General features: G+C 66.0%; 11 protein-coding genes. 4 read left to right on the plus strand and 7 right to left on the minus strand.

Features of this window, described 5'->3' with window-relative positions:
- Window positions 1–10 precede the first annotated feature (10 nt).
- From AC1MH0_RS04230 to AC1MH0_RS04255, 6 genes are all read right to left on the minus strand, one after another.
- Complete coding sequence (locus AC1MH0_RS04230) at window positions 11–1663, minus strand: TonB-dependent receptor (RefSeq protein WP_426284215.1); 1653 nt, start codon at window positions 1661–1663, stop codon at window positions 11–13.
- Window positions 1664–1686: 23 nt separating this feature from the next.
- Window positions 1687–2769, minus strand: coding sequence for an AAA family ATPase (locus AC1MH0_RS04235; RefSeq protein WP_480964847.1), 1083 nt, complete (start codon window positions 2767–2769; stop codon window positions 1687–1689).
- 4 nt (window positions 2770–2773) lie between these two features.
- Window positions 2774–4297 (minus strand): XrtA system polysaccharide chain length determinant, encoded by a 1524-nt coding sequence (locus tag AC1MH0_RS04240; RefSeq protein ID WP_480964848.1) that lies wholly within the window; start codon window positions 4295–4297, stop codon window positions 2774–2776.
- Window positions 4298–4307: 10 nt separating this feature from the next.
- The gene (locus AC1MH0_RS04245; RefSeq protein ID WP_480964849.1) at window positions 4308–4952 is read right to left on the minus strand and encodes an XrtA/PEP-CTERM system exopolysaccharide export protein; all 645 of its coding nucleotides are present in this window, start codon (window positions 4950–4952) and stop codon (window positions 4308–4310) included.
- 140 nt (window positions 4953–5092) lie between these two features.
- Window positions 5093–6319, minus strand: a complete 1227-nt coding sequence (locus AC1MH0_RS04250; RefSeq protein ID WP_480964850.1) for a pyridoxal-dependent decarboxylase, exosortase A system-associated — start codon at window positions 6317–6319, stop codon at window positions 5093–5095.
- A complete protein-coding gene (locus tag AC1MH0_RS04255; RefSeq protein WP_480964851.1) occupies window positions 6316–7908 on the minus strand; it encodes an acyl-CoA ligase (AMP-forming), exosortase A system-associated in 1593 nt (530 codons plus the stop codon). The genes AC1MH0_RS04250 and AC1MH0_RS04255 overlap by 4 nt, the downstream gene beginning before the upstream one ends.
- A gap of 77 nt (window positions 7909–7985) precedes the next feature.
- Here AC1MH0_RS04255 and AC1MH0_RS04260 point away from each other — a divergent pair, with 77 nt between their 5' ends.
- From AC1MH0_RS04260 to AC1MH0_RS04270, 3 genes are read left to right on the plus strand one after another with little or no spacing between them, the layout of a single operon-like run.
- Window positions 7986–8264, plus strand: coding sequence for an acyl carrier protein (locus AC1MH0_RS04260; RefSeq protein WP_480964852.1), 279 nt, complete (start codon window positions 7986–7988; stop codon window positions 8262–8264).
- A gap of 28 nt (window positions 8265–8292) precedes the next feature.
- A complete protein-coding gene (locus tag AC1MH0_RS04265) occupies window positions 8293–8967 on the plus strand; it encodes a hypothetical protein (RefSeq protein WP_480964853.1) in 675 nt (224 codons plus the stop codon).
- Window positions 8955–9713, plus strand: coding sequence for a hydrolase 1, exosortase A system-associated (locus AC1MH0_RS04270; protein WP_480964854.1), 759 nt, complete (start codon window positions 8955–8957; stop codon window positions 9711–9713). Before AC1MH0_RS04265 ends, AC1MH0_RS04270 begins: the two co-directional genes overlap by 13 nt.
- Before the next feature lie 22 nt (window positions 9714–9735).
- Here the strand turns inward: AC1MH0_RS04270 and trxB are convergent, their stop codons facing one another.
- Window positions 9736–10704, minus strand: coding sequence for a thioredoxin-disulfide reductase (trxB, locus tag AC1MH0_RS04275; RefSeq protein WP_056048273.1), 969 nt, complete (start codon window positions 10702–10704; stop codon window positions 9736–9738).
- A gap of 126 nt (window positions 10705–10830) precedes the next feature.
- Here trxB and AC1MH0_RS04280 point away from each other — a divergent pair, with 126 nt between their 5' ends.
- Complete coding sequence (locus tag AC1MH0_RS04280) at window positions 10831–13119, plus strand: FdhF/YdeP family oxidoreductase (RefSeq protein ID WP_480964855.1); 2289 nt, start codon at window positions 10831–10833, stop codon at window positions 13117–13119.
- Window positions 13120–13141 lie beyond the last annotated feature (22 nt).

The following is a 13141-nucleotide window of genomic DNA, read 5'->3' on the forward strand; positions in this document are numbered from 1 at the left end:
CTGCTTGCCTTCAGAACTGGTACCGCGCACCGATCAGCGCCTGCGCCGACCAGTCGCTGTCGAGGTCGCCGACCTTGAAGCTGTAAAGCCCGAGCGACGCGGTGGTGCCGAGACGCCCGAAATTGTGAAAATATGTCCCCGTCCCGCCGTAAGACCACACGCCGGTATCGCCGGTGATGTCGTCGACGCCGCTGTCGTAATAATTGACGAACAGGTCGGCGTTGACGCCGGAAACCGGGGTCAGCCTGCGCGTGTAGAAGAGCTGGCCGTAATAGCTTTCGTCGTCGAGACCCGCGACGACCAAGCCGGGCGCGAGCCGCGGCGCATAGAGCTTGCGGTTGGCATAGCCGATGCCCGCGCCCCAGGTTGAGCGCCCGCGCGTGGCGGAGATCACGCCGTCGATCCCGCGTGCGCGGTAGCTGGCGGTCGAGATCGACTGGAAAACGTCGTTGAGGCAGCCGCCGGGTTGCGCACCCGTGGAGCCGAACACGCAGCCATTGAACTGCTGGCCGAAACCCTGCTGGTTGCCGCTCAGGAAGCTGGTCGGCAAATTGCCGATGCCGGTCCGGAGCTGACGGCCGAAGGTCTGCACGCCGTCATACACGTTGACCGCGAGGCCGACGGAGTCCGATGCCTGATAGGTCGCGGTGCCGGTGTAGCTGAGCGATCCGTAGCGGCGCCCGACATGCCCCTCCACCGAGGTCCGGCGATTGGGCCGCCAGACGACGCCGGCGTCGTAATAGATGCCGTCGGTGCGATAGGCGACGCGGCGCGGCGATGCCTCGTTGGTGACGAAGCGACCGTCGCGATCGAGCACGGGCGTGCCGGTCGCGTCGACGACCGGATCCTTCTGGCTCGTCTCGATCTTCTCGTAACCGACGCCGGCGGTGAGCGCGACATAGGGCGAGATCGGCTGGAGTATGTCGCCGCGGCCGTAATAGCCCTCGTAACGCTGCTTCAACTGGCTGGCGGTCTCGCGGTCGTAAGCGCCGCTGACCGTGAGCCCGAACGGAGCGATCGCACCGGGGCGCACCGAGGCGCTGGCGGTCACGGTGTTGCCGATCGAATCGTCGTAATAATCGAGCCGTTGCCCGCCCAGGCCCGCATCGCCGAACGTCGGCGTATCGACCTTGGTATAGCCGAGCCGGTAGTTCGCGTTCAGTGCCACCGGGCCGGCGTTGCTGGTGAAGCTGGGGCCGGCATAGACCGAATAGATCTGGCTGACGTTGCTCACATTGCCGACGAGGACGCCCGGCGCCGCGCCGCGGATATCGGAGCGCGACCGGGTGGCGATACCGGCAGCCTCAAGCGTGAGGTTCGGCGTGACGCGCGCATCGACGCGCGCGAGGCCCGAATGGATATCGTCGTCGCCGAGACGATCGCCCCAGCCGAATCGATGCTCGTACCGATAGCTGACTTGGCCCGAGATACGCTGGGTCTGGACCGCCGCGTCGACGCCGGCGGCGAGGCTGGTATAGGTCAGCACGTCGCCACCGTTGAGATCGGCGGACAGCGTCTGGTTTGCCTCGACATACGGATTGATCGTGATGCGGCGCGACGATTGCGCGGGTTGCGTCGGCAGATCGGCCTGCGCGACGACCGGCGTGGCGGGCAGTGCCGCGAGCACGCAACCGCCGGCGATCAACGCCAACTTCCGGGCCATACGCCTGGTGTGCAGTGTCCGCATCACGACGCATGCCCGTAATAGCTGCCGAACCGCGCACCGCCCTGGACGAACGACACGGCATTCAGCACGAGCTGGATATGCTCGCACCCGTCGAGCAGGTTCACTGCCGCCCGCAATTCGTTCTCGGGGGTGTGGTCGGCGCGGACGACGAGCATCACCTGCCCTACCCGCATCGCCAGCACCGATGCCGGCGACGCCGCCAGCGCAGGGGGCGAATCGAAGATCACGACACGGCGCGGATTGGCCTCGAGCAGGCGCGCGATCACCGACTTGGTCCGCGCGCTGGCGAGGAGTTCGGTATCCATGCTGGTCTTGGACCCGGCAGGCAGGATCGAGAGATGCGGCACGTCGGTCTGGATGACGAGATCCTCGACGTCGATCCGGGTATCGCCCAGCGCATCGAGCAGTCCGGGGCCATCGGTGAGGCCAAGCTGCGCGACGACATCGGGCTTGGCGACGTCGGCATCGACCAGCAGCACTTCGGTATCACGCTCGGCCGCGATCGAGAGCGCGAGGTTGATCGCGCAGAACGTCTTGCCGTCGCCGGGGCGCGCCGAGCAGACCAGGATCATGCGCGCCTTGTCGGCGCTCCCGCTCTCCGCGATCCGCGCGCCGGTGATCAGCAACTGCCGCTTGATCAGCCGGAACTCCTCGGCAAGCGGGCCGACGGGCGCACCGGGGACGATCATGCCGTTCGCCGCCAGCATCCCGCGATCGATCCGCACGGTGTCGGATGCTTCGTCGGGCAGGTAGAATTCGTCGGGAAGCTCGTCACCGACCGGCGCGCGCAGTTCTTCCGGGATCGCGAGGAAGGTGGGATCGACGAATTCGTGCGACGGCTCGGTCTCGGATACCGGCGCAGACGCCGCAACAGGCATCTCTTCGACCTGCGTTTCGAGCTTCGGCAACTCGGTTTCCGGCACCTCGACGACAGGGGGGACCACGGGCGCAACCAGCGGCGCGTCGACCTGCGGCGGAGTCGGCACGATGGTACCGCGCAGCCGGGCGTGCGCGTTGAAATCATACACCTTGGCCGCTCGTTCGAGCAGCGAGGGTTCGCGATCAGGCTTCGTCACGGTCATCCCCCTATGCCGCCAGCCCACGCTGGAGGATCTCTACCCCCAGCAACAAGACATAGGCGACGCCCAGTGCGGCCGTACCGCCCAGGAACATCTTCAACTTGTGCCGACGCTGGCCGGATTGCACGCGCGTCACCACTTCGCCGATCGACCCGATCACCGGCATGCCTGCCGCCTTTTCGAGCCGCGCGGTCGTCGCGAACGTGGATCGCAGCTGCCCCATCGCGAAGGCCGCGCCGATTCCCGCCGCGAGTCCCGCGATCAGAACCCCCGTGAGTAGCAGCAATCTGTTCGGCGCGCTCGGCTTGCTCGGCATCGTCGGGGGATCGATCACGCTGAACTTCACGTGGTCGCTCTGCGACTGCGCTTGACCCACGATCGCGGTCTGCTCGCGCTGTTTGAGCAGCGCGTCGTACTGGTCCTTCAGCACCTGATAATCGCGATCGATCGAGCCCTGTTCGGCGGCGACTTCCGGATCGCCCGACAGCTTCGAATTGAGCAGGTCGAGATCGCCCTGCAACTGGCTGCGCCGCATCCGCAGCGAGGCGACGGTGGCGGTGCGATCCGCGACCATCGACTGGAGCGACGCGTAGAGCGGGTTCTGCGCACTGCCCCCTGCATTGCCGCCCGCCAGCGGCTCGCTGCGCGCGGCCGCGGTGGCCGATGCGAGCTGGCTCTTCAGCGCGATCACGTCGGGGTGGTTCTCGGTATAGCCGCGCGCGCGGGCGTCGGCAAGCTGACCCTGGATCGCCTGGAGCCGTGCGCGCGCCGGCCCGGCCGCGCCAGCGACGCCCCCCGTCCCCGCGACCGTTGCCGGCGTCCCGGCCATCTGGCCCTGAACCGCGGCAAGGCTCGATTGCGCGGCGGCGAGATCGCCGTCGACCTGCGACATCTGCGACCGCGCCGCGCTGATCCGGTCGCTGACCGAACCCGTGCCGGGGAGAGCGCCGAGATAGCGATTCTGGAAGTCGGCACGCTTGGCCTCGGCATCGGCGAGCTGCTTCTGGCGGGAGGCGAGTTGCTGGTCGAGGAAGGTCAGGCTCTGCGTCGTCTTCGAGCGATCGCCGGCGAGGTTCTGCTCGACGAACAGGTCGATCAGCTTCTGCGTGATCTGGCGTGCGAGCTTCGGGGTCGCGGCGCTCGTCGTGATCTGGAACAGATTATCCTGTTGCGACACGATCTTGATGTTCGGGGCCAGCGCCGCGACGCGGTCGGCGACGTCGCGGTCGCTCGACACGGTGTTCGCGAGATCGGTGCCGCGCACGACCTTTTCGAGGTTCACCGCGGAGATCAGCGTCGTGCGGATCGTGTCGACCGTCATCGGCGCGACCTGGGGCACGCCGTCCATGCCCGAAGGCAGGATCGTCTGCATCTGCACGAATACGCGCGCGGTCGAATCGTAGCGGCTCGGGATCTGCGACACGACCAGCCAGCCGAGCACGCACACGCCCCATGCCACCGCGAGCGCCAGCCAGCGCCGCGTCCAGATCGCATGCAGCGCGATCCGCACCTCGTCGTAGATCCCGTTCATCCCGATCGCCTCAGAACATCGATTCGGGAATGATGATCACGTCGCCCGGCGCGAGCCGGACGTTGGCCGACGAATCGCCCTTCTTGAGCAGGTTGTTGATCTGCAACCCGAACTCGGTCTGCTTGCCGGTCGCGCGATCGTAGCGCACCAGTCGCGCCTTGTTGCCCGCCGCATACTGGCTGAGCCCACCGACCGCGATCATCGCATCGAGCAGCGTCATGTTGGCGCGGTACGGGATCGACGCGGGCTTTTCGGTCGCGCCGACGATGCGGACCTGCTGGCTGTAGGTGCCGCTGAAATTCTCGACGATCACCGAGACGATCGGGTCCTTGATATAGGCCCCCAGCGCCTTCTTGATGTCGTCGCTGAGCATCGCCGGCGTCTTGCCGACCGCGGGCAGGTCGTTGATCAACGGCGTCGTGATCCGGCCGTCAGGACGCACCTGGACCTTCGACGACAGCTCTGGATTGCGCCAGACGAAGATGTTGAGCTGATCGAGCGGGCCGATCACATATTCCTCACCAGGCAGTTCCTGGTTCGCGACGAACGAAGCGGGCGGCAACGCGGGCGGCGTGCTGCCGGTCGTGCACGCGCCGAGCGTGGTCGCGGCGAGGCCTAGGGTCAGCAGGGATTTCGATACAGATCCGGAACGCATGGGTAACTTTCTCCTGGCGCCGCACCGTCCATCGGTTGCCCGACGGGCGGCTAACTCAGCCTTCGCTATGCAAGTAACAGGTGAAGATAGCGTTAGGAGCGCCCCGTAACCATGCCCCGCCAAGGCACTGCAACTGCGCCTTATATACCAGTAACGATCTCGGACGCGGGTGGATGCCCCAGAAACGCGCTCGGGCTGGCGCTCGCCCCGTAGGCGCCCGCCATGAAGATCGCGATGAGGTCGCCGACATGGACGGGGGGGAGCGCGACCTTGTCGCCGAGCCGGTCGAGCGGGGTGCAGAGCGGACCGACGACGGACACGGTGTCCGCGGCCTCCTGGCCCATCCGCGCGGCGACCGCGATCGGGTAGTTGCGGCGGACGACGGTGCCGAAATTGCCACTGGCGGCGAGCTGGTGGTTAAGGCCGCCGTCGACGACGACGAAGGTCTCGCCCTGGCTTTGCTTTATGTCGACGACGCGGGTCAGGTAGACGCCCGACTCCGCGACGAGCCAGCGGCCCAGTTCGATGGCGAAGCGCGTTTCGCCGAGGATGACCGGGCGCGAAGCGAGCGATTCGCCCAACGCATCGCCGACCCGCTCGACGTCGAGCGCCACGTCGCCTGCGAAATACGGCACGCCGAAACCACCGCCGAGGTTGACGAACGGCGGCGCGACGCCAGCCTCTTCCGCCAACCGCGCCGCGAGTGCGATCGTCGCGGCCTGAGTCTCGATGATGGCTGCGGGATCGAGCGCCTGGCTGCCGGCATAGATATGAAACCCGCGCCAGTCCGCGCCCGCCTCTAAAATAGCTTTGACGAGCGCGGCGGCCCGCGACGCATCGACCCCGAACGGCGATGCGCGCCCGCCCATCCGCATCCCCGAGCCGCGCAACTCGATATCCGGGTTCACGCGGACCGCCATCCGCGGCTTCAAGCCAAGCCGCCCGCCGATAGCGAACGCACGCGCAGCCTCGCCTTCCGACTCGATGTTGAGGGTCGCGCCCGCGGTGATCGCGGCGGCGAGTTCGTCGTCGCGTTTGCCCGGCCCGGCAAAGCTGATCGACTGCGCGGGTTTGAAGGTCAGCGCCTTTTCAAGCTCGCCCGCGGAAGCGACATCGAGCCCGTCGACCAGCGGCGCGATCGCGGTCAACAGGTCGGCGTGCGGATTGGCCTTGATCGCGTAGTGCAGATCGATCCCCGGCATCGCCGCGCGGAACCGCGCGATGCGGGCAGCGACGATCGCCATGTCGTAGACGAACAGCGGCGTGTCGCTGGCGTGCACGGCCCAGTCGTCGGCCGTCCGTCCGCCGATCTTCAGCGGACCATCCCGCTGCGCGAACTCCCGAGGAAGAGCACCCATCGGTTTCATGACGCGCTCCCTTCCTTGTTCCCCCGCGAAGGCGGGGGCCCAGACTGGGCTCCCGCCTCTGCGGGAGAACAAGCTTTTACCTCCGACGCAATGGCAGACCTGTCCAGCTTCCCATTGGCATTACGCGGTAATTCCTCGCGCCATAAATACACACCCGGCTGCATGAAGCTCGGCAGAGCAGTCCGCAATCGCGCCCGCAACGACGCTTCCTCGCTCGTATCCCCCGCCAGCATCACGACGATCGCCTGCCCCAGCCGCTCGTCCGGCACGCCGACCGCGACCGCCTCGCGCGCCTCGCCGCCTGCCAGTACGGCCTCCTCGATTTCGAGCGGACTGATCCGGTTGCCTGCGCTCTTGATCATCTCGTCATCGCGGCCGACGAATCGGAGCAGGCCGTCCTTGCCCTCGACGACGGTATCCCCCGACCAGACCGCCATGCCGTTACCATCGGGCGCCGGCCGAAACCGCTGCGCGGTGCGCTCCGCGTCCTGCCAATAGCCTTGGGCGACGAGTGGCCCCGAATGCACGAGTTCTCCCGCCTTCCCCGGCGCAGCGCGGGTGCCGTCGGGCTTCACCACCGAAACCTCGGCAAACGGGATCGCCTGCCCCATCGCGTCGGGATGCGTATCGATCAGCGCGGGGTCGAGATAGGTCGACCGGAACGCCTCGGTCAGCCCGTACATCGCATACACATCCGCCGCCGGAAACCGCGCGCGCAAACCTCGCACCAGCCGCGGCGTCAGCGCGCCGCCCGAGTTGGTCAACCGCTTCAACCGTGCAGCAGTCTCGACCGACCACTCCGCCTCGAGCAACTGCGTCCATAGCGGTGGCACGCCGGCGAGCGTCGTGGCCTCGAACCGCTCGACCGCCTTCACGACATCGCGCGCGACCAGATAGTCGAGCGGCGCCACCGACGCCCCCGCCGCCCAGGTCGAGAAAAGCTGGTTCTGGCCATAGTCGAACGACAGCGGGAGGACGCCGAGCACCCGGTCTTCTGGCTTCAGCTTCAGATAATGCGCGACGGAGATAGCCCCGAGCCACAGGTTCGCATGGCTCAGCATCACGCCCTTCGGCCGGCCAGTTGATCCAGACGTATAGAGGATTGCGGCTAGCGTGCCGGGATACACATCGGATGGCCCCAGAACGCCACCCTCCTGGTTCCCCGGCGAAGGCCGGGGAACACGTGACGCGTCAGTTTCGTCCACCACGCTACACCCTTCCGGAACGTCACCATCGTTCAACGTCCCAGCCCGCACGCCCTGAGTCACCAGCAACCGAGCGCCGCTGTCCGCCAGGATATGCGCAACCTGTGCCCGCCGAAGCAGCGGATTGACCGGCACATGCACCAGCCCCGCCCGCGCCACCGCCAGCGGCATCAGGCACGCGACCCGCGTCTTCGGCAGCCACGTCGCCACCCGGTCGCCTGTCGAAAGCCCCTGCCCCACCAACCACCCCGCCAGCGCGCCGACCCCCACCTCAAGTTCGGCAAACGTCATGGCCCCCGCCTTGTCGACCAACGCAACGGCGTCAGACGCACCGCGCGAGGCGACATGGTCGATGGGGTACGGCTTGGGGTCGAGCGCGATCATGTGCCACTAATAGCGCCAACCCGTTGCCGAATTCACCCCCACACGCTAGCGGAGCCCGGTTCGTAACGGTTCAGGCGATGCTCGTGATCTTCGAAGGCACCACACAAGTCGAAACGACGGTACGCGCCGTCCTGGCCAATATCCTCGGTCTCAGCGCAGACCGCGTCGCGACCTTCACGCACGATACGCCGTTGTTCGGCGCATTGCCCGAGCTCGATTCGATGGCGGTGGCCAGCGTGCTCACCGAACTCGAGGACCGTCTCGGCATCCTGATCGAGGACGACGAAGTCGACGGCGAGATGCTCGAGACGTTCGGCGCGCTGGTCCAGTTCGCCGCGACCAAGGCACTGGTCTAGCTCCAGCGGGCGGTCTAGCCTCCAGCGGATGACGGGCCTTCGCTTCGAACAATACGCGTGGCGCCGTGGTCGCGAAGCGATGCTGCGGTTCGGCCCTGACACCGGCCCGATCGTCATCGCCGCGCTTCCGCTGTTCGAGGAAGCGAACCGCACCCGGCAGTTTGCCTGCACGATCCTGCGCGCGCTTGCGGATCGCGGGATTGGCAGCATCCTCCCCGATTTCCCCGGCACCGGCGAAAGCCTCGTCGCGACCGTGGATGCACGACTGTCCCACCAGCGCGAAGCCTATTGCACGCTATCCGAGCGACTTGGCGTGAAGACCTATGCACTCTCCATAAGAAGCGGCGCGCTGCTCGACATCGACGCGACTATGGCCGGTCGCTGGCATCTGGCCCCGCAGCCCGGAATTAATCTCGTCCGAGACCTCGAACGCACACGCACCGCCAGCAGGCCCGAAAGTGCCTCGAAAAACGAATATGCGGGCAATCTTCTGGCTTCGGAAATGCTTGTCCAGCTCCGCAGTGCCGTACCCCGCCACGATGGACGGTGCCGGATCGTGCGCCTGGATACCGATCCTCGACCGTCCGATGCGACCTTCACCGGAGCGCCGCTCTGGCGCCGATCGGAACCGGGGAACGATACCGTTCTAGCACAGCAACTTGCCGACGATATCGTCCATTGGATCGCATCATGCGAGAGCTGATCACGTTCGCTTGCGAGGGCGAAACGCTCGCCGCCACGCTAGACGACGCAGTCGGCACGACCGGCCTTCTCATCGTCTCCGGCGGCAACGAGATCCGCAGCGGCGCACACCGCGGCATGGCGACGCTAGCCCACCGCCTCGCCGAAACGGGCATTCCCATATTCCGCTACGACCGCCGCGGCGTCGGGGATGCGACTGGTGACAATGGCGGCTTCCTCACCGCCGAACCCGACCTGATCGCCGCCGCCGCCGCCTTCCGTGCGGCGGCACCACACGTCACGCACCTGATAGGCTTCGGCAACTGCGACGCAGCCTCCACGCTGGCGATGTTCGGCCGATCCGCGGGCATCGACCGGATCATCCTGGCCAACCCCTGGGTCGTCGAACCGATCGACGACCTCCCCCCCGCCGCCGCCATCCGCGCCCGCTACACGACGGCGCTACGCGACCCAAGGGCTTGGCACAGAGCCCTACGAGGAGGGGTAAACGTCCGCAATCTATTCAGAGGCTTATGGCGAATATCTCGCGCGAAACCTGAGGCACTAACCGTCCGTGTCCTGACGGCGCTAACACGCTGGGGACCCAACGCCGCGGTCATCCTAGCTCGCGGCGACGCGACTGCTATCGCCTTTGCGGCAGTAGCCGGGACCGCAGTCGCGACCGAGACGATCGACACCGACTCGCACAGCTTCACCGGCTCGGCAGGCGCCGCGCTGGAGGCCGCGATCAGGCATATCCTGGCCTGATCGTCTTTCCCAATAACGCCGTTTATTCAGCCGCTTCGGCAAGCTCCGCAAACTCTGCTGCCGCGAGGAAGCGCTCGGCGTCCAGCGCCGCCATGCAGCCCGTCCCCGCCGCCGTCACCGCCTGACGGTACACCTTGTCGGCGACATCACCGCACGCGAACACGCCCTCGACGCTGGTCCGCGTCGACCCGGTCTCGACCGAGATATACCCGTCCGAATCGAGGTCGATATGGCCGCGGAACAGCTCGGTCGCTGGGTGATGCCCGATCGCAACGAACCCGCCATCGACCGCGAGCCGCGAGCGCTCGCCGGTCACCGTATCCTCGAGCTCCAGCGCGACCAGCCCTGCGTTGCCGCCGCCGTCGACGAACTCGCGAACCTCCTTGTTCCAGAGCACCGTCACGCCCTTGTGAGCGAACAGCCGCTCCTGGAGGATCTTCTCCGAACGGAGCGAGTCGCGGCGGTGGATCAGCGTCACGTCAGGCGAATGGTTGGTGAGGTACAGCGCCTCCTCGACCGCGGTATTGCCGCCGCCGATCACCGCCACCTTCTTGCCGCGGTAGAAGAACCCGTCGCAGGTCGCGCAGGCGCTGACGCCCTTGCCCTTCATCGGCTCCTCGCTGTCGATGCCGAGCCATTTGGCCTGCGCGCCGGTCGCAATCACCAGCGTGTCGCCCTCATACACGTCGCCGCTGTCGCCGATCAGGCGGAACGGGCGGCTGGTCAGGTCGACCTGCACGATCGTGTCCCACATCATCCGCGTGCCGACATGCTCGGCCTGAGCCTGCATCTGCTCCATCAGCCACGGGCCCTGGATCACGTCCTTGAAGCCGGGATAATTCTCGACGTCGGTGGTCGTGGTCAGCTGGCCACCGGGCTGGATGCCCTGCACGACGATCGGCGCCATCCCGGCACGTGCGCCATAGATCGCGGCTGAGAGCCCGGCGGGGCCCGAGCCGAGGATAAGCATGCGGGTCGTGTGCGTCGTCATCGGAGTTCCTTGGAGATTCGAGACTGCATCTAGGGGATGCGCGACCGGATTTGAACCGCCGGTAAATCTGTGTCGCCTGCATCGAAAGCTTTGCCACTGCGTTGGACAATAAAAGCGGAGATGAGCATGAGCGACGACCGGACCGTAGAGATCGAGGATTACACGGCACCAGCAGGCGGCTGGGGCTCGATGAAGTCGCTAGTCGAGATTTCTGCGCGCGAGAAGGTCGGGCCCGAAGTGATCCGCGAGCTCGCCCGCCAGAACAAGCCGGATGGCTTTGCATGCGTCAGTTGCGCCTGGGGCAAGCCGGCCCATCCGCATGTCGCGGAATTCTGCGAGAACGGGGCGAAGGCGACCGCGTGGGAGCTGACCTCGTTTCGCGTGACGCCGGCGTTCTTCGAGAAGCATACGGTCAGCGAGCTGATCGGCTGGAAGGACTTCGATCTCGAACAGGCCGGGCGGCTCACGCATCCGTTGAAGTATGATGCCGCGACCGACAAATATGCGGCATGCAGCTGGGACGAGGCGTTCGCGGGCATTGGCGCCAAGCTGAAGACGTACGATCCGACCAAGGTCATCTTCTATGCGTCTGGTCGCGCAAGCCTCGAGACGTCGTACATGTATAGCCTGCTCGCGCGGATGTATGGCAGTCAGAACCTGCCCGACAGCTCGAACATGTGCCATGAGACGACCTCGGTGGGACTCAAGTCGGCGATCGGCTCTGCGGTCGGCACGATCCACCTGTCGGACTATGAGAAGTGCGACGCGATCTTCTACTTCGGGCAGAACCCCGGCGTTAACAGCCCGCGGTTCCTGCATCCGTTGCGCGATTGTGCGAAGCGCGGGGTCGAGATCGTCGTGTTCAATCCGCTCAAGGAGCGCGGGCTGGAGAAATTCCAGGACCCACAGAACCCGATCGAGATGGTGACGGGCAAGTCGACGCCGATCGCCTCGCAATATCACCAGCTCAAGACTGGCGGCGACGTCGGCGCGATCATGGGGATGTGCAAATACCTGATCGAGGCCGACGACAACGCCAAGCGGATCAACGGCCTGCCCGTCCTCGATCACGCGTTCCTTGCCGAGCACACGACCGGGTTCGAGGCGTTCGCCGATGTCGCGCGTGCGACCGAATGGGCGACGATCGAGCATGAGAGCGGCCTGCCCCGTACCGAGATCGAGGCGGCGGCGAAGGTCTATGCCAAGTCGAAGGCGGTCATCGCGGTGTACGGCATGGGGCTGACGCAGCACGTCGGCGGGATCGACAACGTCCACATGGTCGTCAATTTGATGCTGCTCCGTGGCAACATCGGCAAGCCCGGTGCGGGCATGGGTCCGGTTCGTGGTCACTCGAACGTGCAGGGCCAGCGCACCGTCGGGATCACCGAGAAGCCCGAACTCGCGCCGCTCGACAAGCTTGCCGTGCAATATGGGTTCGAGCCACCGCGTGAGAAGGGCTGGGATACGGTCGAGGCGTGCGAAGCGGTGCTCGACGGCAGTGCACAGGCGTTCGTCGGGCTTGGTGGTAATTTCGTCCGGGCGATTCCCGATCATGCACGGATGGAGCCGAAATGGCGCGCGCTCGACCTGACGGTGCATATCGCGACGAAGCTCAACCGTTCGCACCTGCTGCCAGGCGAGACGTCGTATCTGCTCCCCTGCCTCGGCAGGATCGAGACGGACATGCAGGGCACCGGGCCGCAGAGCGTGTCGATCGAGGATTCGTTCAGCCAGATCTACGGGTCGAAGGGTAAGGCGACGCCGGCTTCCGAGACCTTGCTCTCCGAGCCGGCGATCGTCGCGGGGATCGCCAAGGCGACGCTGGCGCCCAATCCGAAGCTCGATTGGGATGCGTGGGTGCGTGATTACGCGCGCGTCCGTGATGCGATCGAGGTGACGTATCCCGACCTGTTCAAGAACTTCAACGACCAGATGTTCACGCCGGGCGGCTTCTGGAAGGGCGTGCCCGCAGCGCATCGCGAGTGGAAGACGAAGAGCGGCAAGGCGGAGATCAATGTCCCGCAGGCGCTGAACGTGACCGGGTTCGAGGAGGCAGAGGGCCGCTTCCGGCTAATGACGCTGCGGTCGAACGACCAGTTCAACACGACCGTTTATGGCTATCACGACCGCTTCCGCGGCGTGAAGGGCACGCGCGACATCGTGTTCATGAACCGTAGCGACATGCTTCGGATGGGGATCACCGATGGCGACGACGTCGATCTGGTCGGCGATGCGGGTGGCAATACGGATCGCCGCCTGAACAAGCTGCGCGTGGTTGAATATGCGATCCCCGAGGGCTGCCTCGGCGCGTATTACCCCGAGTGCAATCTGCTCATACCGGTTGCTCACCATGCCCGCGAAAGCCATGTTCCGGCGGCGAAATCTGTGCCGGTGCAGATCGAGAAGACGCGCTGACCGGGCAGCGTATTCTCGGAGT

It is taken from the genome of Sphingomonas sp. AP28 (genome assembly GCF_056680455.1).